Raw genomic sequence first — 25,828 nt, 5'->3', positions numbered from 1 at the left:
TCCTAATCAGTAATATTGGTATAACTTTCTGTAATTTATATACTGCAAAAATCAATCACTCTGCTTAAATTTGCATCGGTTAAAAAGCATAAGATTCGATTCTGATGGAATTGAAAATAATTAAGATATAACTACTATAAATTGAAAATCTAATAAATTTATGTTGCGTACTATCAGACTTACAGCCGCAATCGTGTGTTTCACACTTATTACCCTGCTGTTCCTTGATTTCACAGGGACATTGCACACATGGTTCGGATGGCTGGCGAAAATTCAGTTCCTGCCGGCAGTATTAGCCTTGAACATAGGTGTCGTGCTATTCCTTATTGTGCTCACATTACTATTCGGGCGTATTTATTGTTCGGTCATTTGCCCGTTAGGAGTATTTCAGGATGCTGTTTCATGGTTCTCCGGCAAACAGAAAAAGAACCGCTTCCGTTATTCTCCGGCTTTAAAATGGCTGAGATATGGTGTATTGGCTGTATTCATCCTTGCCTTGGTTGCCGGACTGAATGCTTTTGTCGTTCTACTGGCACCTTACAGTGCATACGGCCGGATGGTTTCCAGTCTGCTGGCTCCGGTATGGCAATGGGGAAATAATCTCTTGGCATATTTTGCCGAACGGGCAGAAAGCTATGCTTTCTATGAAGTGGATGTCTGGATGAAAAGTCTTTCAACACTGATCATTGCTGTGATTACCCTTATTGTGCTTTTTGTTTTGGCATGGCGTAACGGACGTACTTATTGCAATACCATTTGTCCTGTCGGCACCGTATTGGGATTCATATCACGATACTCCATCTTCAAGCCTGTGATCGATACTTCCAAATGTAATAGCTGCGGATTGTGCGCACGTAATTGTAAGGCATCCTGTATTAATGCCAAAGCCCATGAAATTGATTATAGCCGTTGTGTCGCTTGTATGGATTGCCTGGGAAAATGTAAGCAAGGAGCTATTAAATATACCAGACGTATTCAAAAGAAAGAAGGGGTTAATACGGAAGCGGTTAAAATAAAATCCGTGACCTCGGAACAGATTGACAATGCCCGTCGTAGTTTTCTTTCGGCATCGACTATTTTCGCTACTTCTACCATACTGAAAGCACAGGAGAAAAAGGTAGACGGAGGATTGGCAGCCATTGAAGACAAGAAGATTCCCAACCGGGAGAATCCGATTTATCCTCCCGGATCATTAAATGCACGCAACTTTGCCCAACATTGTACTGCCTGTCAGCTATGTGTCTCTGTTTGTCCTACTCAGGTATTACGTCCATCCGGTAATCTGGCAACTCTCATGCAGCCGGAAATGTCCTACGAGCGTGGTTATTGCCGTCCGGAGTGTGCCAAATGTGCGGAAGTATGCCCTACAGATGCCATTCATCTGACCAGCCTGGCAGAGAAATCCGCTATCCAAATCGGGCATGCTGTATGGATCAAGGAGAACTGCGTACCGCTGACTGATGGAATGGAATGCGGCAACTGTGCCCGCCATTGTCCGGCAGCCGCTATTCAGATGGTAGCTTCCGATCCCGAAATAGCGGACTCACCGAAGATTCCGGCAATCAATGTCGAACGGTGTATTGGTTGTGGTGCTTGCGAGAATCTTTGTCCATCCCGTCCTTTCAGTGCCATTTACGTGACCGGACATCAGATGCACAGAATTGTATGATTTAAATCAGAACAAGATTATGGAAGAAAAAAATAAGAAAGACATAAACAGAAGAGATTTTATCAAAATCGTAGGTATCAGTGCGGCTACATCGACAGCGATACTATACGGATGCTCGTCAAAAGGCACTTCTTCATCAAGCAGTGCATCGGCAGAAGGGGAAATTCCTACCGATAAAATGACTTACCGCACGTCTCCAACAACAGGCGACCGCGTGTCACTTTTAGGATACGGCTGTATGCGCTGGCCTCTCAAACCGGCTCCCGACGGTAAGGGTGAAGTGATCGATCAGGATGCAGTGAACGGATTAATCGATTACGCCATCGCTCATGGAGTAAACTATTTCGATACATCTCCGGCCTACGTGCAAGGTTTTTCTGAGAAATCCACAGGAATTGCGCTAAGCCGTTATCCACGTGATAAATACTTCATTGCTACCAAACTATCCAACTTCTCTCCGGATACATGGTCACGCGAAGCTTCCCTCAAAATGTATCATAAATCTTTTGCAGACCTTCAGGTGGACTATATCGATTATATGCTGCTTCATGGCATCGGTATGGGTGGAATGGACGCCCTTAAAGGACGATATCTGGATAATGGAATGCTTGACTTTTTGATAAAAGAACGTGAAGCAGGTCGCATCCGCAATCTCGGATTCTCCTATCATGGCGACATCGAAGTATATGATTATCTGCTTTCCCGACACGATGAGATAAAGTGGGATTTCGTACAAATACAGCTTAACTATGTGGACTGGAAGCATGCGAAAGAGACAAATGCCCGGAATACCGATGCCGAATATCTGTATGGTGAGCTACATAAAAGGGGGATTCCATCCATTATCATGGAACCGCTTTTGGGAGGTCGCTTGTCTAAACTGAATGACAATCTGGTGGCACGCCTCAAACAACGCCGTCCGGAAAGCAGCGTAGCTTCATGGGCTTTCCGCTTTGCCGGAACGTTCCCCGATATATTGACTGTATTAAGCGGTATGACATATATGGAACATTTGCAGGATAACCTGCGTACTTATTCTCCATTGGAACCGCTGACTGACGAAGAGATGGATTTTCTGGAAGACACGGCACAGTTAATGCTGAAGTATCCTACCATCCCTTGCAATGACTGCAAATATTGTATGCCATGTCCGTATGGTCTGGATATTCCGGCTGTCTTATTACATTATAACCGTTGTGTCAATGAAGGCAATGTTCCTAAAAACGGACAGGATGAGAATTATCTCAAAGCCCGCCGGGCATTTCTTGTAGGATATGACCGCAGTGTACCTAAACTCCGTCAGGCTAGTCATTGCATCGGATGTAATCAATGCGTACCTCACTGTCCTCAAAACATAGATATACCCAAAGAACTGCACCGGATTGACCAATTTGTAGAACAACTGAAACAAGGAACCTTATAATGGAAGAATTAATCAACTTATTACACTCGGGAGGATATTCCTGTGTGATTGCCAATGGAGACAACATACGTACCTTTACCCAACGTGGCGTAGCGGATTTATATGATTTGCTGACACAGGAACCGGATTTCCTGAAAGGAGCTTCGATAGCCGACAAAGTAGTAGGGAAGGGGGCTGCCGCCCTCATGATTTTGGGAGGTATCCGGGAACTTCATACAGACATCATCAGTTCGAAAGCGTTGGATTTATTACGAAGCTCGGATATAAAAGTCCATTTCGTACAAGAAGTACCTTTTATATGGAATCGTGATCACACAGGCTGGTGTCCGGTAGAAACGATGTGTAGCGAAGAAGAATCGGCAGAAGCCATATTGCCGCTGATTCGTGATTTCCTCGAAAAAATAAGAAGTGGTAAAAAGTTGCAGGAGAAATAAAAGCGCGAAACAGAATATGAAAACAAATACAGTTTGTTTGTTTTTGTTCGGCAGCCTGCTTTCCATTTCAGGAATGGCACAACCCGGAAAAGACAGCACACAAGTCAAAAGAAACTATACTATCGACGAAGTCGTAGTTACCGGAACACGGAACGAGACGGATATTCGTCACCTTCCCATGACTATTTCAGTAGTAGGAAGGCAACAAATAGAGAAAAGATATGAACCTTCACTTTTGCCGCTATTGACGGAACAGGTTCCCGGATTCTTTACTACCAGCCGTGGTATTATGGGATATGGTGTGTCCACAGGTGCGGCAGGTGGCATGAGTCTGCGTGGTATCGGAGGCAGTCCGACGGCAGGTTTATTGGTTTTGATCGATGGACATCCGCAATATATGGGATTGATGGGACATCCGATTGCGGATGCATATCAGTCTATGTTGACAGAGAAAGTGGAAGTCTTGCGCGGCCCTGCCTCTGTACTCTATGGCTCGAATGCAATGGGCGGAGTAATCAATATAGTCACCCGCAAACAGCAGGATGAGGGAGTAAGAACGAATATGCAGGTAGGGTATGGCTCATACAACACTTTGCAGACGGAATTTTCCAACCGTGTAAAGAAAGGACGTTTCAGCAGTATCGTTACCGGTTCTTACAATCGTACGGACGGACATCGTCCCGATATGGAGTTCAAACAATATGGAGGATACGCGAAGTTAGGATATGATTTCAGCTCTTCCTGGAAACTCTGGGGAGATGTAAATGTAACCCATTTCAATGCTTCCAATCCGGGAACGATACAAGTTCCACTTATCGACAATGATTCGCGTATTACACGTGGTATGACCTCGCTTGCCTTGGAAAACCATTATGAGAAGACATCAGGAGCTTTGAGCCTTTTCTATAATTGGGGACGGCATAAAATCAATGACGGATATAAAACAGGAGAACAACCACAAACATCACACTTTAATTCTAAAGACAAGATGCTCGGCATTTCCTGGTATCAGAGTGCTACGTTCTTCACAGGCAATCGTCTGACGGTAGGATTTGACTATCAGCACTTCGGAGGGGAATCATGGAACAAAGTCTTGGCTACCGGAGAGCGGAAACCGGGAGTAGACAAGCAAATGGATGAATTTGCAGGATATGTCGATTTCCGTCAGGATATAAATAGCTGGTTGTCATTGGATGCGGGTGTTCGTGTAGATCATCACTCTCATGTAGGTACTGAATGGATTCCACAAGGAGGACTGGCTTTTCATCTTCCCAAAAGTGCAGAACTTAAAGCGATGGTGAGCAAAGGATATCGCAACCCTACCATCCGGGAAATGTATATGTTTGCTCCTGCCAATCCGGAACTGAATCCGGAAAAACTGGTCAGTTATGAACTTTCCTATTCCCAACGGTTATTGGAAGATGCCTTATATTACGGACTTAACCTGTATTATATTAATGGTGACAATGTAATTATGAGCAACGGTTTGACGCCTCCGCTGAACGTCAATTCCGGAGAAATAGAAAACTGGGGAATTGAAGCGAATATCGGTTATCGGTTTAATTCTCATTGGAATGTGAATGCCAACTATAGCTGGTTGCACATGGAGAATCCGGTTCTCGCCGCTCCTGAACACAAATTGTATGTCGGAGCAGACTATACCGCAGGTCGCTGGACTGTATCGACAGGAATGCAATATATTAAGGGACTTTACACTTCTGTAATCGTTAATAATAAAGGCACCGAGCAACAGGATAGTTTTGTTTTATGGAATCTGCGAGGAAGTTATCGTGTTTGTAATTTTGCCAACATCTTTGTGAAAGGTGAAAACCTGTTGGCACAACGTTACGAAATAAATGCAGGGTATCCCATGCCCAAGGCAACATTCATGGGTGGTATTAATTTGAATTTCTAAAAGAATAAAGATATGGAAACAACAGTAAAACTCTATTCACTGAATTACAGTAATGTGAAGACCTATTTGGCAGCCTCGTTATTCATCGTTGGCAATATCCTTTTTCCCAGGCTCTTTCATCTCATTCCACTAGGTGGATTAACCTGGCTGCCTATTTATTTCTTCACTCTGATCGGTGCTTACAAATATGGCTGGAAGGTCGGTTTGCTAACTGCTATCTTGTCTCCAGTCATAAACTCTCTGCTCTTTGGTATGCCAGTGCCCGCAGTATTGCCTGCCATCCTATTGAAATCCGTATTATTAGCTATCGCCGCCGGATGGGCTGCGCAACGCTTCGGACGCATTTCTATCCCTGTATTAGCAGGAGTAGTCTTGTTTTATCAGATCATCGGAACATTGGGAGAGTGGATGTATATAGGAAATTTCTACAATGCTGTTCAGGACTTCCGCATCGGTATTCCCGGAATGTGCCTGCAAGTATTAGGAGGTTATTTGTTTATTAAATACTTGATACGCAAGTAATGTCTCTAATTAAAAAATAATAAGCTGCTTTTTCTGCAAAGAAAAAGCAGCTTATTATTTTATTCATCTGAATCATCTTCTATAATACCGGAAGAAGAAATACTATATTTCTTAGCATATTGACTCGGACTCATCTTATATTCTTTCTTGAATACTTCCCGGAAATATTTGGATTCTGAAAATCCACACATCTCCGAGATTTCAGTAATATTATACTCACCTTCTTTTAATAGTTGCGTAGCACGTTTCAGCCGGGTTGTTTTTATCAATTCCTGAGGAGATAGTCCTGTTATTGCTTTCAGTTTATAATAGAAACGTGTACGGCTCATATTATGCAAATCGTTGAGAACCTCAACAGAAAAGGCAGGATTATTGATGTTGTCTTCTATCGTTTTTTTCACAGCCGATAAAAATTGCCAGTCAAGGCTATTAGTACATTTCGCTAAAGGAGTCTTAACCTCTATATCTATTTCCAAATTCGCATATTTGCTGCGCAATAATGCCCGATTCGCCAATAAATTGGCAATACTGGCTTTCAGGATTCTTATGCTGAACGGTTTTACAATATATTCATCAGCACCAATATCCAAACCATCGAGAATATTCTGTTCTTCACCCAAAGCAGTAAGTAACAAGACAGGAATATGTGATGTTTCAATATCATTCTTAATAGTGGAACACAGTTCGTCACCCCGCATTTCCGGCATCATAATATCGGATAGAATAAGCTCCGGCCAGAATTCTTTTACAATGATCAATGCTTCCTTACCATTACCGCAAGCCTGTACATTATACATCGGTGATAATGAATTGACCAGATAAGCACGTAGTTCATCATTATCCTCGACAATAAGAATACGTTGCAGATTCTCATCGTTTGTCTTTTCCGCCGCTTCGGATATAACCGGAGCATCCAGTACAGCTTCCTGTCTGCCGGTTTTTTCCGGATCTATCAGGTTCGAGTGACGGAAATGCTTATTACCCTTCGGGAAAACAACAGTGATAGTAGTGCCTTGTTGCTCAACACTCTCTATATTTATCTTACCACTATGAAGGTGCACCAATTTATCAACCAGCTTTAATCCGATTCCACTACCAGTTATTTTTGCATTAATGCCATTTGTACCCCGAAAGTGCATCTTAAGCAGTTTATTCTGTTCGTTTGCCGGAATGCCTATTCCCGTATCTTTGACTTCCAGCTTCCATGAGTCTTTAGTCTCAGAAATAGATACGCTGACTATCCCATTTTCTGGAGTATATTTTAACGCATTGGAAATCAGATTTTTTAAGATAGAATCCATCTTATCTTTATCAAACCATACATTCAGATAATTAAAATCACTCTTATAAGTAAAATCAATATGCTTGATATTGGCATACGAACGAAAACTATTACATATCTCATTCATATACGTGTTCAGTTCATATTCTGAGATACGCAATTCGGAAGAATAAACATCGGCCCGTTCAAAGTTGATTAAATTAGTGCTCAACCGTAAAAGGGCATTCACATTTCTCAATGCCGTATTAATACGCTGCGAACCGATCTCTGTCAGTGTTTCTTCCTCAACAAACTCTTCCAAAGGAGCCTTTATCAGCGTAAGCGGAGTGCGGATGTCATGAGCTGTATTAATAAAGAAATGTGTTTTCTCATCCGATATCTTTTTCTGCTTTTTCAGAATCATTATCCGGAAAGCAATGCTGAAAACAAAGACGATCAGAAGCATATATATGAATATAGCCCAGCCATTTAGCCATACAGGTTGCGATATGATAATTCCAACTTGCCGTTCTTCGAAAACGATACTAGGTTCTTCCTTCGATATGGCACGTACATAAAGTTTATATTTGCCGGGACTTAAATTGGTAAAACGAATTAAACTATTGCCACTCAGTTGTACCCATTCATTATAAGAAGAGCCTTCCAACCTCCAATAATAAACTGAATGAGAAGGAAAATCATAGTTGATGGAAGAAACACGAAATGAAAAAGTATTCTCACCATATTTAAGTCTCAACACATCAGTCTTATCAATGTCTTTCTCTAAAGGAGAATCTTTTTCTCCCGGATAAATCGGTTGATAGGAAATATGAAAATCGCTGAATATCATTTTCGAATATTCATAATCCGGCAACTTTATACCTGCCGGAAATTCAACTGCCCCATCAACACTGCCAAAAACAAAATTATTATTCTTACGTAACGCACCGGAAGTTGCATTAAAACAAGCAGACATCATTCCCTGTTCGCGACTCCAGTTATGAAATGATCTCTTTTCTATAGAAAAGCTGGTAATTCCATTTTCCGTACTCATCATTATCTGTCCGTTCATTTCCGGAAGAATCGTATAAATACTGTTAGATACAAGTGCCGAATTATCAGCGTAATAGTGTTCAAAACTCATGTTTCCAGGATCATATATAAGTACTCCCGAGCCGTTTGTACCGATATACAGTAATCCGTCATTGGCCTGATAAAGAGTATTGATATATGTTGACTCCACAGGCATTAATATATACTGATATTCACCGGAATTCCGGTTAAGCAGAAAAAGTCCAGTAGCTGTCCCCACCCACATGAAATTAGTATCTTTTTCCTCAATCGCCGTAACAGTATTGACTCCGGGATACAACCGGACAGTATTTTTTCTAGGATCAATACATTTTAGATTGTAATACCCTCCCGACCATATATATCCTTTTGAATCTTTAATCATATCCCTGATATACTTATCCGGACGTATGTTGACAGAGCTAAGAAGAAAAGGCGAAAAGTACTCTACAGACAATGTTTTCTTGTTAATCTTATAAATACCCGACGTATATCCTCCTGCCCAGATAACACCCGGAGAAACTTCGCATAAAGTAATGAAAATATGGTTCTTATCTTTCAGCTGCTTATCATAAGAACTCAGAAAAGAATGCCATTGACCGGTTTTTGAATCCTGGAAACTTATCCCATTACTGGTTCCAAACCATAAATCTCCTTCACTATCTTCAATAACCGCATGTACCTGATCATTGACGATAGACTGCTTATTACCGATAGAATGCTTTATCCAACGATAATTCTTATAACGGAAATCGACTACTGTGATTCCTGCCGGGTAATTAGCAAGCCAGATTCTTTTTTCTTCATCAATATAAATATCGGTAATATTATTTCCATTCATCTCATTATAACTTTCGTAGTTTGCCACAATGAACGGAGAGGTATTACAAGTATTTACATCAATTTTGTGTACTCCCATTCCTTCCGTAGCAACCAGTAGTTCCTTTTGATTCAACGGTCTGATATGAGTAATACTCACATCACCCAACTTCGTATCTGATTTGATAATTTGATGAGCAGACATATCATAGGCAAAAGTACCATCACTAAAAGTTCCTACAAAAAGTCTGTGAAGCTGAGGATGGAAATAGAGACTGTTAATTTGCGTATAGACATGATCAAGCATATCTAAAGGAATGACTTTCAAAGCTTCGTTTTCAAACTGAGTATACCGGACCCCCATTTCTGTTGCTATAAAGAAATGAGTGTCATCAGCCTGTTCTACTACCGTAATATTATCTTCCAACAAATTAGGAAGCCGCATAACCTGAGTAGTCTTAGTATTATACAACAAAATAGAATCTTTGCCGCATAACCATAAATTGTTGTTACGGTCCAAATAACCGTAACTGATGGCATCAGTGACTTTCGGTGACTTATAGACCATTGTAAAACGATCATACTTTTCTTCATACTGGAAAATACGTCCTTTTTTTCCAATGACCCATATCCCGCCTTCTTTATCAGCATATAGCCATCCGAGATGTATTTCGGAACTCAATTGTTTGTTTTCTTCGATAAGTTTATAGTGCTTTATATCCTTACCGTTATATCGGTCCATACCCTCATTAGTAAGAAACCACATATATCCTTGGTGATCCTTCTGAATATTGTATATTCTCCGATTGCTCAAACCATCCTCTACTCCAATATGTTTGTATGTTTGTCCATATGCCATTAACGGCAGTAATAATAAAAATAGTATAATATTCCTCATATAAATAGTTGTATTTAAAGTAGTACTATGGTCTATCTCCAAATAATAGTTAACAAAATAAATAAAAAAGGACGAGATAATCAAGTAAAATGTTCAACAAAACTTTTTTATTTCCATAGTTAATTATTCGTTGGTTGAAATATTATACTTTTGAGCGATATCAGTTTAAAATATGCAACTAAAATACTACTTTCAGCTGAGTTTCTTTTTATATACCCATGCACTTAATATAAAATAGATAACTGCCTGAATCCATAAAGTAATATATTCGGGTCGGATATCAGCCATACTTGCTCCCATTGAGTTCAACTTCACAAAGGCGAGTGTAGCAGGTGCTGCCGGAAAAATATAATGAGCAGCTTTCCAATACCAAGGCATCAGCTCCATCGGATAGGAAACACCGGAAAGAAAAATCAGTCCTACCGAGAAAAAGGCAATCATAAGCAATGGTGCTTCCGAATCAGTGAAATATCGGGAGGCTGCCAGCCCCAGAAAAGATGTCGCCAGCAAGTAGGGGATCATCATCAATACAATATACAATCCGTTTCCAATATTGGGAATACTAAAGAAATGAGGAAGCAACCCTAATAGAAAGAATGAAAAAACAGCATACAAACTACAGTAAACAAACGTTTTCCCTGATACAATACGTATAGCGACTGCCCAGCTTTTTCCGAAGGGAGTATAAGCAAGGATGCCTTTTGTCATATGCTCTTCTCCGGTCACCATACCAATGACCATCAGTAATGTCTGAAAAATGATAATGACCATAACGGCCGGAATCAGATAAGATCCATATCCTTCCGTATAGTTATAGAGTGCGGTTCCCGCTATATTTACAGGCTGTGCCATAGCTACCGCCAATAATCCCTGGGGAGGCAGAAAGACTGCTCCATCCGGACGATATTTGTCATTGATAGCCAGCATCACACGTGAAGAAGCTCCTTGTAAGGCTTCAAAATAGAGAAAAGCATCGGTAGTGGCATACAGAGAAAACACGGCTTCATCTCCACGAAATACCCGTTCCTCAAAATCATGAGGGAGATATAAAATACCTTGTACTTTTCCAGCTTTCATCCATTCCTTAGCTTCGTGATAATCCATAGCCTGATCATAAATTTCCGCTTGAGGCGTAGCATCCAGCCAGCGGATGAAGTTACGGCTCAACTCGCTATGTGAATTATCGACTACGGCAACCGGGACATCCGTCACAATATTGGGGGCATACATATAATTATAGAGCAATCCGTACACGAAGATTCCACCCATCAATACCAGTAATACAGCATAGCTGGTACTGATAGCCAGATATTCACGTCGGATGATGAACGATAACTGTTGTAACTTATTTAATTTTTTCATATTTATGACTTTCTATGGCACGTTTCAGATGAGGAAGTAACACTAAAGCCAGCAGCGGAAAGATACATAGTATCACAGCCGATGGCCAAAGGTGAATAAAACCACTCCCCCCGTAGAGCATATTTTGCATCATTTCCGTGAAATGCCGGACAGGGAAAAGATAGGAAGCATCTCGTACCAAAGGATACATATTGGGCACCGGAAAAGTGACACCGGACAAAGTAGCTCCCAAAGAGCCGACCATGGAAACAATACTTATGATCAGAGAGATAGCCGGAAATAGTGAAAACAGGAATAATCCCAATGCCTGTGTTGCCACGACAAAAAGCGCTGTCAGCATATTCATCAATAACCAGCTTCCTTGAAAAGGAATATGCAGAATGCCGAACATCACATAATTTGCCAGCCATCCTATCAGAATAAAGATAATGGTGTAGGGGAGTAGTTTTCCTAAAACAGCCGTTACCATATTTCCTTTGGCAACAAACAGCCATTCATCGGCAGTGCGAAATTTAATCTCAATTCCGACTGCATATACAGTAATGAGTAAAATCAATACCTGAAACAAGACGAAGAAAAACGGTTGGCTCAGATAAACCGAATAATCCAGACTCGGATTGTATATAGGGTGATTGCTGGCTTGTACGGGCAACAGGAATGTAGTGATCTTGTCTTGTTCCACTCCGAGAGCGACAGCTTGCATCACAATGGGAGAGAGCGACACAGGAGCCAGCGACGTTTCGAAAGCAGCCATCAATTCGCCACCTACCGAAAGCAACGCATAATGATAATAATAGGAGAGAGTCGCATTCTTTCCCGAAATAGCATCTTGCTCAAATTTGGGAGGAATGGAGAGATAACCATAAATTTCCTTCTTCTGTACGGCCTTTCGGGCAGCTTCCTCATTCACAAAATGCCTTGTCACTTTAAATGTTGGCACAGCAGATATATTTCGGGTGATTGCCCGTGAAGAGGCAGTATTGTCCTGATCGACAATACCGATGGGAATGTTTTCCATCTGCCCGTTGCCGAAGATTGTTGCCATGAAGAAAAGGGTAAATAGCGGCAGGATGATACACACACACAGATAAAGGCGTCGTGAAGTCATCCGTCGCCACTCCCTGAGCAGCACGGAACGAAAAGGAGAATATGTTTGTGATGAACTCATTCTATCATTCATTTAATGTCAGTAATACGGACATACCGGGGCGCAGGTCATCCACTTTCTGAGTGGGACGGGCATGAATCTCGAAGGTTCGTAAGTCATAACTTCCGGTCTGCTTCGTTGATTTCCAAGTAGCAAAACTTCCTAACGGACTGATATAATAGATTTTAAACTCAATACCTTTTTTATCGATGGCAGGTACATCCGCAACAAAGGTGCCCTCCATCTTAAATTGTGGCATCAAATCCTCACGCACATTGAGAACTACATGAATATCGTCCATGACAACCAAGTTCATAATAGGAGTTCCCGGCGCAACCAATTCCCCACGTTTAGGAAAGATGGTAGCTATCTGACCGTTTTCGGGTGCTGTCAGCCGGGCATCGACCAATAGTGCCGAAACTTCTTCCACCGTACTTCTGGCAGCATTCACCATACTGGCGGCAGATTCTTTATCTTCTTTCTGTGCACCGTCTACCGCCATCTGATATTGTTCATAGGCTGCCCGTTCGGCTGCAACAGCAGCTTTATACATAGCTTCCACTTCATCTTTCCGCTGGGAAGTGACAACACTGTCTTTATATAAGGTAAGAATACGGTTATAAGTTGTTTTAGCCAGTGTAAGATCACTTTTTGTTTTGTTCCATAGTTGCAGCGCGGTAGCAACAATCTGTCGGCGGGTACCGGCATCTATTTTCTTGTTCTGCTGCACGGCTACTTGCTCCAATGCATTCACCTGCTGATACTTGGCATGTATTTCGGGGCTGTTGATCACAACAAGAGTATCTCCTTGACGTACCCAGTCACCTTCCTGAACCAAAAAGGTATCGATACGTCCGGGAAGTTTCCCGCTAATACGGATTTCTGTCGCTTCTGCCTGCCCTTGCAGGACGAGCGGTTGTTTGTGCATCAATATTATTCCCAGAGCAGTAAAAATACCGACTGCCAGCATAATAATGACGAATGCCCATGAAAGGGTTCTACTAGTTGGTTTCATTGTTTGTTACGGTTTAGGTTGATAGTTTACAAATTGTTCCGGTGTGCCGCAGAGTGAAAGAAGATTCATCAATGCCACATCATATTCATAATATGCTGCCAGACGAGCCACTTTTACGTTGGCAAGCATAGTTTCAGCATCAATCACTTCGGTAGAAGTTGCCATCCCTTCAGTAAAGGATTTCTTTCGGATACGTACCAGTTCTTCACTCAGTTCGATGGTCGCATTCAGCGCTTTTACGTTATCCTGAGCTTTCTCCAATTGTGTATAGAGTTTATCCACTCCGACAGCAAGATCATCGCGTGCTTTCATCTTCCCTAAAGCCAACGTTTGCTGGGTTAGCTTTGATTGCCGGATCTTCTTTTCCCGATCCAGTCCGTCAAAGAGATTCCATGTAAAACCGATTCCCACCATGGTACGCGGCAGTAAATTGCTTTGAATGCCATGCGAATAGAGGGTCTGTTTTCCAAAAAGGGCTATATTCGGCAAGTATCCGCTTTGGGCAATCCGTACTTCCTGCTTGGCGATATGTTCTTGCAGCTGCAGTTGATTAAGCATATAGTTTCCACTATTGACCGACATATCAAAAAGCATTTTGGGTGGTAACGAATCATTCATGAAAAGGGGAGAAGTAGGAACGATATTCTCATCCGTATCTTTTTTATTCAACAAAACTTTCAAGGCACTTTGCACCACTGTTTCTTCCTTTCGTGCAGCTTCCAATGCCCGTTTTGCTTCATCCATATTCACTTGGGCAAACAGTCGTCCTGCTTTGTCTATCATTCCGGCAGCTTCCAGTTTCAAAGCATTTTCATAATGCTTTTGCAGACCTTTATAAGTTTCTTCACGTACCGCTACGACCTGTTGCGCCAGTCGCAGACCATAATAACTTTCTGCCAACAGGTTTTGCTGGCTTGCAGCAGTCTGTGCACGATTCTCTCGCGCCAGATCCACCATTGTCCGACCAATATTTGTTGCACGAAATCTTTTTCCTCCGGAAAAGAGCACCCATTCTGCTGACAGATCAACAGTCGTCAAGTTTCTCGGAGTTAGTGGAAAGACAAGAGTATTGGCTCCTATTTTATCCAGAATAGCTGAGATTATCTGGTCATCCGGAATAATGGAATGTACAAAGTCTTTTGCCGGATCAGTAAACTGAGACAGTGGCTGCTTCACTTCTATCTTCTCGGACATATGCACAAATGCACCTGTAGACTGCAAGGTAGGATACCAAAAAGCATTGAGCTTGTCACGTTCTGCCTTGGCAATCTCTATCCCTTTATCAGCTATCTTCAAACTCTGATTTCCCTGATTAAGCAGGTGCAACGATTCTTCGAAACTTAGCGGTGTCTGTGCATTTGTCCGAATGACGAAAAAACACAAAGCCCATAGTACAAAAAGTATCTTATTTTTTTTCATGCTGGTTAGGTTAAATCTAAAATTGAGACTTTCTAACAGATGAGAGGACGGGTTTGTTCACTTTAACAAACAGAGAAAGAATCTTAAAAAAATGTTCTATATTTAAGATTACACAAAGAATAGCCCCATACATATTTCATCAAACAGCAGAAATTATGCATAAAAACGCGTAATAACATACAGAATTTCAATATATTTTTGCATATATATTATCGGATTATACAGAAAAAGAACGTTATTTGAGCTATTTCCTTTTAAAGGAACGACTCCTTGGTTTTAAACCAACGGGACATTGGTCGTTGAGGAACGTTCTGCTCCCTTAAAAGGAATGAATAAAACACAAGTGAAACAGATTATTTGTTCCGGATACAACTAATATCTCAATCATTTTAATCTTTCAGATTGAATCAGTTAGTAAGCATACAATTAACTTATCGTTAGCATAAACTGATAAAATCGCACATATTGACAAGAAGTAAATCCAATAATATTAAGTTCTGAAAATATCTGATTAGAAATCCAGAGGATTTTATCGAATCATTTTATTTCTATCTGTATATTTTAAATTATACAGCAATCGAATATACGATTTTTCATATCCGATTCTTTTTTTCATCTGGAATAGAAATTATAATATAGATTTTCCTCTACTAAAATTTGAAGAAATTTATTTGAGATATAAAAATTATGTTTACCTTTGCATCACCATTTCATAAGGCTTTTATGAAAGATACAAGTAATGCGGTAGTAGCTCAGTTGGTAGAGCATTAGCTTCCCAAGCTGGGGGTCGCGAGTTCGAGCCTCGTTTACCGCTCATTTGAAAATCAGGCAGTTATCTTAAAATGACTACCTGATTTTTGTTTATAGAATAAGACGTTAAACGGTGGTTGAACTGACTAAAGTTCAACCAAGAGTTCAACCAAAATTTGTCATGAATGCAACTATTAACGTCGTATGTTGTAAGTGGAAGACGCTTGCAAATGGAGAAGTACCATTAATGTTACGTATCTGTAAAGATAGTAAGAAGAAGTATCAGAGTTTGGGAATTTCTATTCCTGTTAAGTATTGGGACTTTACTAGAAATAGGCTTAAACCTAGTTGCCCAAATAGAGAATACATTCAAAAGATAATCCTCAATAAGCAGGCAGAACTTCAGCAACGAATGTTAGAATTAAAATCAGATGACAGGGAGTATACCGCCAATATGCTTCTTCTCAATGATACAGATAAGACAGTTAAACATAAGACAGTTGGTGAGTTCTATCAGGATTTAATAAAACAATATGCAAATGAGAGTAAATGTGGCAATAGACTCATTTATAAATCTTCATATAATTCTCTTTATACCTTCACTAAAGGTAATTTAGATATTCCATTCAGCGCAATTAACCCTTCATGGCTTTGTAATTATGAGAAATGGTTACGTTCTAAAGGTAACAAAGAGACAACTATGAGTTTGATGTTACGTACTTTACGTAGTACATATAATAAAGCTATTGAGAATAAATATGCACGTAAATCAGACTATCCATTCAATGAATACAAGATTGGTAAATTTGATGTCAGCACAGAGAAGAGGGCTATAGCCAAAGCTGATATAATGAAGCTGACAGCCGATATATCTTCTGTTGGTAAGCGACAATACGTACAATTAAGTAAGGATATATTCATGTTTAGTTATTTATGTGGTGGAATCAATTTTACTGATATTGCCAATTTAACAAGTAAGAACATTGTTGACGGCAAAAGGTTACATTATATACGGCAGAAGACAGGTAAGCTTATTAAGTTGGGATTATCTGACGCAGCTTTAAGAATAATTGAACGGTATGCCCCTGATAGTCATGGATATTTATTTCCCATTCTAAATGTAGAGGTACATAAGACAGCATTGCAGAAACAGAATAGAATCCATAAGATATTAAGTAAGGTTAACAGTAATCTTAAATTAATAGCTACACAATCAGGACTTGATATTAACTTAACTACTTATGTAGCTCGTCACTCGTTTGCGACTGTATTGAAGAAATCAGGAGTAAATATTGCATTAATAAGTGAAGCGTTAGGACATTCTGATTTAGCAACAACACAAATATACCTTGATAGTTTCGATAACGAACAGATAGATGATGCAATGAAGAACTTATTATAGTACCTTCAATTAATCCCACTTGTAATTATTGCAGGTGGGATTTTATTTATATATTTGCCCTATAAGGAGATAAAGCCATGATTAAAGTAACATACGAAGACCAATTAAACATATCTACCGACCTTATAGAGTATTTATTAGCTCTCATCAAGATTACCAATAAAGGTTCTGCCTTATTACAGGAACAAGTTGATTATTCAACAGTCTCACAAACAATTGAAGCAATAAGAGAGAATATTTGTGAATGTGCTCAAAAATACCGAATTGTAAAGGAATTGAATCCTGACATCTTTAAGAATCTACTCAACTGTTATGACCTTCCCGTTTGTGACCACAAACTAATTCAACTATGTGATTTACTGCTACTCTTCAAGAGAGCGGAAAGTGTTAAGTTTGTGTTAGAAACGAATGACCGTCAAACCTTAAAGGCTGATGAGAAGAGCTTCATTGAGAACGTCATACAAGAGAAACTGTTTCAGTATCTAAAAGAGAAACGTAAGTTAGAAGAGTACACCTCTTTTATTATGTGGACTTCCCCAACTCCTCCTAATAGCTTTATCTATAAAAAGGATAAGAATATCTATACCTATGCTGCTAATAACCCGCAACCTGTCTCCATTAACAAGAGTAATCTTCAACAGATAAGAGACAAGGAAATGATGATACTTGAAGATAACTCCATTGCCGTAGTCAATCATTTATATCAAAGATTGATACAGAGGGGATTCGTCAAACCACTTCCTTCACGTACTCAAGTAGGGACAAAACCTGCCTGCTTTATCTATGACACCCTCATGTTCTTAGGGTATTTCTCCAATGATTATTCCAGTTATGAGAATCAATATCGAATCAACAAGGCTAAGAGAGACCGTATAAAGGAACTAATAAGACCCAACAAATAAGATAATACACCCTGTTTTAAATTGGGGGGAAATTAATTCATAATCCAAATGAATCACCCCAATCTCTCCGCCCTTATATTCAGCTTTCTACCGATATTTGCATCGTAATTCAGAGACAAGCGGTGCACCACTCTCGATTACATTATTTATTAACTTTAATTAAATTAAGCTTTATGGCAACATTTAATTTAAATGGTTTGGGCACGCCTAAAAGTGCAACCTACGATAATGAGAGTGCGTATAGAGAATTACTCTCAAGAGTGAATAACGGTGAATCCATTGTGGTTAGTGTCTACACGGACAAAGACAATTATCCGGCATTCGGCATCGAAACCAAGAAAGTAGCCCGTTTCAAGGTTAGAGTGAATCAGTCTCTTCTTAGTCTGCTTGTTGGCTACCTTAATAATAGTACAGTAAATGAGGACACGGTAAGAGCAAATGAGGTAGAGCCTAATGAAGAGGGCCAGGACTTCACAACTGACCTGTTCAAACTTCTGATTGATGAAGGATTCACACCCCAAATCGCTCCACTGTTCCGAACCGTTTACGGTTATGTAAATGCGGTGTTCAACTTCCCTAATGGAAGAATGTACTTCCGCCTTGAACATACCGATGAACTAATGGACTATTTGGCAGATAAGAAACTGCTTTAATCAAACCAAAGGAGAGAGTTTACCGGTAGCTCTCTCCCCTATTTCTCAAACCTGTAATTTTAAAGATATATCATTATGGTAACTAAAGCTATTAAACTATATAAAACTAAAGGCGACAAGATACCCTATTTGACCACTATTCTTGAAGAGATACCGACCGATACGATTTTATGTAAAACTCTGACAGGATTGGGTGCGACTTATGGTGAAATCAAAGCCAAACGCCATTCTATAATAATTCAACCGAACGTATCGACTATCCAATGCAAATGCAATGACCCCAAGCATACTCACGATAATCTGATAGGAGTGATTGATAAGGTTGGAGTAGATGATGTCAAGGAGTACATTCTTGCTTCCAAAGATAAGTACTGCAAATTCCTAGTAACCCCCGAATCATTTCATAAGGTAAAGAAGGCATTTGAAGAACTGGATATGTATATGTACAGTGAATGCTTCATGTTGATAGACGAATCACATAAACTTGTGAAGGATGCGGATTACAGAGAAGGCATTTATCTACCACTGGACGACTTCTTCCAATTCAAAGGTAAAGCACTGGTATCTGCCACACCTCTTGAACTATCAGACCCACGATTCAATGACTTCCAGAGATTAGTAATTGAACCACAGTTCTCCTATGACAAGGATATACACATTCAATACACCAACAACACACTGGAACGATTCAAGGTAACAGTAAGGGATTCAAAGAACGATTGCATCTGCGTATTCCTTAATTCCACAGATACTATCTATGCTCTCATGGAGAAGACAGGCATACTTGAAGAATCAACAGTATTCTGTGCAAACAAGAGTGTTCGAAAACTAAAGTACTCTCTTAACTTCAAGAACGCCTATTCAAGGTTTGAGCCTAAACGGATGAGGAAGTTTAATTTCTTTACAAGTAGGTTTTATGCAGGTATGGATATAGAATTGGAATGTAAACCGGATTTAATCATGCTGTCCGATGTAAATTTAGTTGAACACACTGTATTAGACCCTTATTCTGATATGATACAGATAGTTGGCAGATTCAGAAACGGTGTCAATTACATTACACATATAACTAACACATTCACCGATTATACATATAGAAGTAAGGAGGAAGTATTGCGTGAAGTGGAGATTTATGAAATCAATTATAACTTTATACGAAGAGAACTAGGTAACGCCATTGATAATGGAAGTCAATGTGCATTTCGTACTTTGCTAAAGACCTCTCCATTCAATCAATTCCTAGACAGACACAATAATAAATCCTATTGTGCGGTTGATAACTATGTAGATGAGGTAATGGTAAGAAATATGTATTTAAGTGAAGATACCTTATTTACAACCTATACCGATGAAGTGCTGATGAAGTATTTCTCCGCATTTAGAGCTTCTTATTTATATAAAGCAGGTAATATTGAATGGTTACAACTTCGTAATGCTAATAAGTCTATTGTGTCTAAACGGAAGGTGATAGTTGATATATTGGAGAAGATTCTACCTTATGAAACGGAATCCGATTACGAGTTTAGAAAGGACATTTATAAATCTGACCCTCTGATAGTGGAAGCTGTTGAAATCCTGGGTATCGAAGAAGTACGTAGACTTCGATATATTACAAATGCCTTAAAATTGGAAATTTATAAGGCCAAATGTCAATCACCACAAGTAACAGAATTAATACACGATTACTTCAAAGTTGGCGGTAGATACTTGTTGACCGATATTAAGACTACAATCAAGCGGATTTATGAAGAATGTGGTATCGCCCCACAAGAACGGGTCACAGCACAGACCTTACGTAACTACTTTAACTGTGACCGAGCCACTCCTAAAGGTAAGGAAGGTTTATTAATAGTCAGTGTACTCAATTAATAAGGACTGGGGAAATTTGGCAGATGTCCACTTTATAGACCCTCCTTCAGAAATACCAGTCTCTCGGAATCAACTGTCTTCATGTGTTCATAATGCAATAATAAGTAACTCCAAGCCTTATGGATATGGAGTTATTTGCATTTATAAGCATTTCCGGTATCACCCTCACGCAACAGCTATCTTATCCCCCGAATTCAAAAATATAGGTACTTGAAATTCATACCCCGACCCTTTTCTTGAGGAAGTGTTTCTATTTAGACTTTATGCAGCTATAGAGTGAAATATTTAATTTGTCAGTGAGCGCATCAGATGTATATCGTGCGCTAAGCTTCTGTGAAACTACTAACACCCCCATACCAAATCATTAGGAAAAAGAAAGGATAACATGAATTGCTATTCAGCCCACAAACCTTTTGAACTTCTGAAATGTGCGGACTTATCAATGATTTGTATATGTCTACATATAAAGATGCACAAAGGAAAGTGATAAGAAAGAACTTCATGTCAAGCCCTCATTTTGTCCTTAAATACACTATTTACTAATCTATTATTATGCGTATGGAGAATTTAAAGATTTTATTGACGTTTGGGATAATTCTAATTGTGCCAGTAGTCTTAATGCCACAGTTCTTTATTGGATTATTAATACTGATTGTGGCTTGCTTAGCTTTCAGACAGAGAAATTTCTAATATTAACTTAATAAATTACAGATTATGGAATCAACATTACAGATTATGCCAGTACAAAGAACTAGTAGAAACTTTGGTGAATATGCAGAAGAAGCGGTAATAATTGAAGAGCCAATTATTAAGCAGAAACGACCTCTATTCATTGAAGCCAATACGATTGAAGCCAGTTTGGAACATCTAAGGAATGATTGCATTATACCAGTATTCGCAAAGGACAATGAAGCTACATTATCTCATGTGGCTTTCATTGAAGCGGTACAGGATGCAACCAATACATTCTTTAGCGGTGAACAAATTGAATCGCCAGATATTCGTGTTTCTCATGTAATCAAAGGTAGAATTCCCGAAGCAATACACAAACCTGCAAATCAGTTACTAGAGAGTGACAAGACTATCTACTACGAAAGGTGCGCTTTTGTTATTGAAGTTCCTACTATCTATGAGACAGTACACGGTAACAGGCTAACCCTTACTATTGGTGGTGTCAGAGCTTATAACCATACCAACCTTTATTCAAAGAAAGGTGCGGAGCGGTTTAAAGTGTTTATTGGCTTTACTTGTAAGGTTTGCACAAATCTATGTGTATCTACAGACGGTTATCTTAGTTGCTTGGAAGTTACCAATACAAGGGATTTATATCAAGCGGTATTGGAAATGTTCCACAAATACGATGCAGCCAAACACATACATTTGATGCAGTCTTTAGGCAATACCAGTATGACGGAGCATCAGTTCTGCCAACTACTTGGAAGAATGAGACTTTATCAGTCATTACCGCAAGGCTATCAGAAAGATATACCTAAAATGTTGCTTACTGATACACAGGTTAACAATGTGGCTAGGGCTTATATCAATGATGAGAACTTTGGTAGCTTGGGAAATGATTTGTCTATGTGGAAACTTTACAACTTGCTCACAGGGGCAAATAAGAGTAGCTATATAGATTCATTCTTGGATAGAGCCTATAATGCTACAGAACTTGCAACGGGTATATGTTCCGCTTTACATGGTGATAACAAATACCAATGGTTTCTTAGTTAATGGTATTTGAGAATACATAGGATTGTCAAATACTCAATATCTGAAACTATGAGGAGTTTGTTTTATCTACTTGCTGTGATTGCTACGTTCTTTGTAAGTGTGCTATTATATCCAGTTATGATAATTGGATATATTCTATTGATTGGCTATTGTCTTACTAAGAGATTATAGTACTACTGAAAGGGTATCTATATACTATATATAGGTACTCTTTCTCTATTATTAGCCAGTAGTATAATATTCACTTCTGTTATTAGTGAATGTTTAGCTAATAATCAGTAAGTTAGATATTCCAACTCAAAATTAATATTCACTTTTATTAGTTTCACTATAAAACAGAACGTTATGTCACTTAAATATTCAAGTACAACAGCAGATTATCTGCAATGGAGCGAAGCAATGAACTTAATAAGAAAGTTGGCAAGGGATAGTAATTATAAGATGTCACTTCTTATTGCTTTAGGTTGCTTCACAGGTCTAAGAATTTCTGATATTCTTGCTTTGAGGTGGAATCAGATACTAGATGCAGAAGAATTTACCATTATAGAGATTAAGACAGGAAAGCAAAGGACAATTAGGATTAATATGCAGCTACAGCAACATATCAGAGATTGTTATGAGCATATAAATCCAGTTGGTATAAATGCTCCTGTATTGATAAGTCAGAAGGGGACAGTGTACACAGTTCAGAGAATCAATGTCATGCTGAAAGAGATTAAAAAGAAATACAAGCTACAAATAGGCAATTTTTCGTGTCATTCTCTTAGAAAGACTTTTGGCAGACAGGTTTATAATATGAACAGTGATAATTCGGAGCTTGCACTTGTTAAGCTCATGGAGTTATTCAATCATTCCAGTGTATCAATTACTAAAAGATACTTGGGATTGAGGCAAGAGGAATTATTAAATACTTATGACTGTCTTAGCTTCTGACTAAACATAAGTAGGATATATTAAGAGGTTTAAATACAAACTCTTAATGTCCTACTTATAACCTAATATGTCTCACTTCATCAACATAAATATCATACAAATTAGTTCTTTGATTCAATAATACATGAATATCTAATAAACGCTCGGGGGCTACTATAAACTCATATTCATTTCTTCCCAATAAACAAGTTACTATATCAGCCTTATGAACTGTAGCCGCAAGCACTATTCGTTTACTTCTTTCTGAAGTCAACTCTTCTTCCCTAAATGCGAAGAATTCCGCGACCTTCTGTTCGGGAGTCCAACTAACTCCAAACTCTTTACTTTCAAATTCTTCTTCATTAGTTCCTCTATAAATTGTAAATTCTTCTGAAAATTGGTTATAATAATCCAATTCCTCATTAGTCATTCTATCAGTCAATGAATATTTACTCAATATAGAAACTAATATAAAGCGGTCATCCCGAGCAGGATAATCCATTTGATAAACATGTTTCCAACCAAATGCTTCAACCTTTGGAGACATTTTACGACGAATACTGACTTTTAGAATGAAGTTATCAATATAGAAATCCCATAAACCACGACTATCCCTACTACAGAAAATGGATAATAAAAGGTCTTCTGTTATTACAGGAACAGTCTTTAGTACATTATGGTAACCAACTTTACAAAATCTAAACCAATCTATCTTATTGAATAGAGTATTAGCATTATCAAAGTCTTGTTTCTTCAATAAAGAACAATACTTCTGAAATAGTTCTATCTGCGATGTGTTATCCATTGTATTATTATTAGACATTTCTCTTCGTTTTAATTTGCAGACAAAGTTAATCATATTTATAATAATAGCCATATTGAAGAGTAAGAAATCTAAGATTAATCGACATATCTTATTTACATATTAAAACCTTTCATTATCTTTGTGCCAATCCTAGAAATAGGAGGACATATTAACGAAAGGTGTTTTGCATAGTTCTTGTCTCTAAATTCGCCAAAATTTATACAATCACAGGAACGTGCACAACACCGCACTAGTGCTATATGCCTATCTAATGATAGTTCATATATCGTCTGGTGCGGGTTACTGTTGTGTATTTGTGATTGGAGCGTTTGGCGATGCTTGGAGACATATACATTGGCAGTTCCCGCACCTATTTGTATGTAGAATTGTATCTATCGGGAACTAGATACAACTAATAATAGACTATGAAACAGGCATATTTACAACTAGCTCCTACCTCTCAAACAGTATGTAGACAGTTAAAATCTTTACTAAATCCAGAGATTAGGCATTTTTATATTAAAATCTTTGGGCAAATAAACTAAGTAATTATTATATTTGTGACAAAATAAAGTATTATAGCAGTCAATTATATGCTATCGGTTCTCTAGTACTTTAAATACTATGATTAACTACTTTCTTGGGGAGAATTGGGAAGTATAAATCAATATCTATAAGAAGCAGACATACTACTTACTTACCTATTCAGTTCTATTATCAGATAGTAGAATGAATCCACAGAATTATATTCAACCTTTTAACAAGGATTATTTAGATTATATACCCTTCACTATGAAAGGTTGAATAGCAACTAACATACAGAACTATTAAAATTTAAGATTATGTATTCATTGATAATTTTATTAAGCAGAGGTAGGATGTCAGACTATGCAGATTTTAACAGTAACGGTAGTGTGGCATTACATATAATAGTCATACTTGTTATTGCAGGTTTCTTCTTATATGCCTACATAAAGAATAAATAGGACAAACATAAATAAATGGAATTATGTATCGCAAATTAATGGTAACTTTAAAAGGAAGTGACATAATAATCAATCTGGAAGAGGGAAATGTAATAGACAGTGTCATAACATCACGTTTCAGACATCCAGACTTTCTGCCACAACAAAATATATTAATTGGCATACCGCATACCAATACCCAAGAATTTATAACAGATATTAGTCAGCAAGTTACTTTCTTAAATGAGAAGCAAGGAGATGTAACTGCCATGACTATTTTGGATGCAATATTTAATTCATGCCAAAAGCATATAAGGCAATATTATAGGCTTATAGATACGGATATGTACACCTATATTGATGCCGCTATGCACATTATGGATGCTTGTCACTTCTTTAATGAGAAACAAATGCAAGAATATTATCAATTCTGTGCTTCCCAAACTATTAATAGATTTTCTTATGCCTTATGGCTTAATACTGGTGACGAATTAGTAAAATTAACTGATTTGAAGTAACTATAATCGTAAATGAATGAGAGTATGAATCGTTTACAAACATTTATTATCAATTTCAAGCAGAAATGTTTGGAGCATGGCGTTGAATATAAGCCAAGAGATAAAAAGGAATTTGATAATTTTTATAAAATGGGATTTGTTTTAAGCAATTATAAATTAGGGTACTATGATGTGCACTTATTAATTGATTATGAGGATAATCTAAAAGCAATTCACCTATTGGGAATTGAACCTCACATCTCTATGATTGCAAAGGAGATACAGAGTACGAATGTATTTTGTGGCATTCCCGTTATTGTTAGTGCCTTGAATAATCAATATTCGCCTGCATCCATTACTATGATTTGTATATAAATTTATACGGTA

Annotated in this window: 19 protein-coding genes and 1 tRNA gene; 14 read left to right on the top strand and 6 right to left on the bottom strand. The window is 38.6% G+C overall.

The window, feature by feature from the left end; genetic code table 11:
- The first annotated feature begins 160 nt into the window (after window positions 1–160).
- From BT_RS04850 to BT_RS04830, 5 genes are read left to right on the top strand one after another with little or no spacing between them, the layout of a single operon-like run.
- A complete protein-coding gene (locus BT_RS04850; RefSeq protein WP_008765754.1) occupies window positions 161–1,669 on the top strand; it encodes a 4Fe-4S binding protein in 1,509 nt (502 codons plus the stop codon).
- 19 nt (window positions 1,670–1,688) lie between these two features.
- Entirely contained in the window at window positions 1,689–3,092 is a 1,404-nt protein-coding gene (locus BT_RS04845) for an aldo/keto reductase (protein ID WP_008765753.1), read from the top strand.
- Window positions 3,092–3,526, top strand: a complete 435-nt coding sequence (locus BT_RS04840; protein WP_008761597.1) for a DUF1893 domain-containing protein — start codon at window positions 3,092–3,094, stop codon at window positions 3,524–3,526. Before BT_RS04845 ends, BT_RS04840 begins: the two co-directional genes overlap by 1 nt.
- 16 nt (window positions 3,527–3,542) lie before the next feature.
- The gene (locus BT_RS04835; RefSeq protein WP_062695098.1) at window positions 3,543–5,441 is read left to right on the top strand and encodes a TonB-dependent receptor plug domain-containing protein; all 1,899 of its coding nucleotides are present in this window, start codon (window positions 3,543–3,545) and stop codon (window positions 5,439–5,441) included.
- A gap of 12 nt (window positions 5,442–5,453) precedes the next feature.
- Window positions 5,454–5,963 carry a hypothetical protein gene (locus BT_RS04830; protein WP_008765751.1) on the top strand — a complete coding sequence of 170 codons (510 nt, stop codon included), beginning with the start codon at window positions 5,454–5,456 and terminating at the stop codon, window positions 5,961–5,963.
- Window positions 5,964–6,022: 59 nt separating this feature from the next.
- On the opposite strand, the gene BT_RS04825 is transcribed toward BT_RS04830, so the two are convergent.
- From BT_RS04825 to BT_RS04805, 5 genes are all read right to left on the bottom strand, one after another.
- Window positions 6,023–10,012 (bottom strand): hybrid sensor histidine kinase/response regulator transcription factor, encoded by a 3,990-nt coding sequence (locus BT_RS04825; RefSeq protein ID WP_011107547.1) that lies wholly within the window; start codon window positions 10,010–10,012, stop codon window positions 6,023–6,025.
- A gap of 192 nt (window positions 10,013–10,204) precedes the next feature.
- Window positions 10,205–11,374 (bottom strand): ABC transporter permease, encoded by a 1,170-nt coding sequence (locus BT_RS04820; RefSeq protein ID WP_011107546.1) that lies wholly within the window; start codon window positions 11,372–11,374, stop codon window positions 10,205–10,207.
- On the bottom strand, window positions 11,358–12,542 hold the full coding sequence (locus BT_RS04815) for an ABC transporter permease (protein WP_011107545.1): 1,185 nt from the start codon (window positions 12,540–12,542) through the stop codon (window positions 11,358–11,360). The genes BT_RS04820 and BT_RS04815 overlap by 17 nt, the downstream gene beginning before the upstream one ends.
- A 4-nt stretch (window positions 12,543–12,546) precedes the next feature.
- Window positions 12,547–13,536: an HlyD family secretion protein gene (locus BT_RS04810; RefSeq protein ID WP_011107544.1), complete on the bottom strand. Its 990-nt coding sequence runs from the start codon at window positions 13,534–13,536 to the stop codon at window positions 12,547–12,549.
- A 6-nt stretch (window positions 13,537–13,542) separates the two neighbouring features.
- Entirely contained in the window at window positions 13,543–14,955 is a 1,413-nt protein-coding gene (locus tag BT_RS04805) for a TolC family protein (protein WP_011107543.1), read from the bottom strand.
- A gap of 741 nt (window positions 14,956–15,696) precedes the next feature.
- Between BT_RS04805 and BT_RS04800 the strand changes: the two genes are divergently transcribed.
- The 7 genes from BT_RS04800 to BT_RS04770 all read left to right on the top strand — a co-directional run bounded on the left by BT_RS04800 (window position 15,697) and on the right by BT_RS04770 (window position 23,195).
- Window positions 15,697–15,769, top strand: a tRNA-Gly gene (locus BT_RS04800).
- 117 nt (window positions 15,770–15,886) lie between these two features.
- The gene (locus BT_RS04795; RefSeq protein WP_105100257.1) at window positions 15,887–17,107 is read left to right on the top strand and encodes a site-specific integrase; all 1,221 of its coding nucleotides are present in this window, start codon (window positions 15,887–15,889) and stop codon (window positions 17,105–17,107) included.
- A gap of 77 nt (window positions 17,108–17,184) precedes the next feature.
- Complete coding sequence (locus BT_RS04790; protein WP_011107541.1) at window positions 17,185–18,009, top strand: hypothetical protein; 825 nt, start codon at window positions 17,185–17,187, stop codon at window positions 18,007–18,009.
- Between the two features lie 173 nt (window positions 18,010–18,182).
- Window positions 18,183–18,662, top strand: a complete 480-nt coding sequence (locus BT_RS04785; RefSeq protein ID WP_011107540.1) for a hypothetical protein — start codon at window positions 18,183–18,185, stop codon at window positions 18,660–18,662.
- 75 nt (window positions 18,663–18,737) lie between these two features.
- On the top strand, window positions 18,738–20,531 hold the full coding sequence (locus BT_RS04780; protein WP_011107539.1) for a hypothetical protein: 1,794 nt from the start codon (window positions 18,738–18,740) through the stop codon (window positions 20,529–20,531).
- A gap of 714 nt (window positions 20,532–21,245) precedes the next feature.
- Entirely contained in the window at window positions 21,246–22,262 is a 1,017-nt protein-coding gene (locus BT_RS04775) for a DUF3871 family protein (protein WP_011107537.1), read from the top strand.
- 345 nt (window positions 22,263–22,607) lie between these two features.
- Window positions 22,608–23,195 carry a tyrosine-type recombinase/integrase gene (locus BT_RS04770; protein WP_011107536.1) on the top strand — a complete coding sequence of 196 codons (588 nt, stop codon included), beginning with the start codon at window positions 22,608–22,610 and terminating at the stop codon, window positions 23,193–23,195.
- A 55-nt stretch (window positions 23,196–23,250) separates the two neighbouring features.
- Here the strand turns inward: BT_RS04770 and BT_RS04765 are convergent, their stop codons facing one another.
- Window positions 23,251–23,997 carry a hypothetical protein gene (locus BT_RS04765; protein ID WP_011107535.1) on the bottom strand — a complete coding sequence of 249 codons (747 nt, stop codon included), beginning with the start codon at window positions 23,995–23,997 and terminating at the stop codon, window positions 23,251–23,253.
- A 991-nt stretch (window positions 23,998–24,988) separates the two neighbouring features.
- Here BT_RS04765 and BT_RS04760 point away from each other — a divergent pair.
- Both BT_RS04760 and BT_RS04755 read left to right on the top strand, forming a co-directional pair.
- Window positions 24,989–25,462, top strand: a complete 474-nt coding sequence (locus tag BT_RS04760) for a hypothetical protein (protein ID WP_004296542.1) — start codon at window positions 24,989–24,991, stop codon at window positions 25,460–25,462.
- Between the two features lie 24 nt (window positions 25,463–25,486).
- The gene (locus tag BT_RS04755; RefSeq protein ID WP_004323044.1) at window positions 25,487–25,816 is read left to right on the top strand and encodes a hypothetical protein; all 330 of its coding nucleotides are present in this window, start codon (window positions 25,487–25,489) and stop codon (window positions 25,814–25,816) included.
- The last annotated feature ends 12 nt before the right edge of the window (window positions 25,817–25,828 follow it).

This window comes from Bacteroides thetaiotaomicron VPI-5482 (assembly GCF_000011065.1).
Taxonomy (GTDB): domain Bacteria; phylum Bacteroidota; class Bacteroidia; order Bacteroidales; family Bacteroidaceae; genus Bacteroides; species Bacteroides thetaiotaomicron.
Note: the sequence above shows the minus strand (reverse complement) of the source record. Positions and strands in the feature narration are given on the sequence as shown.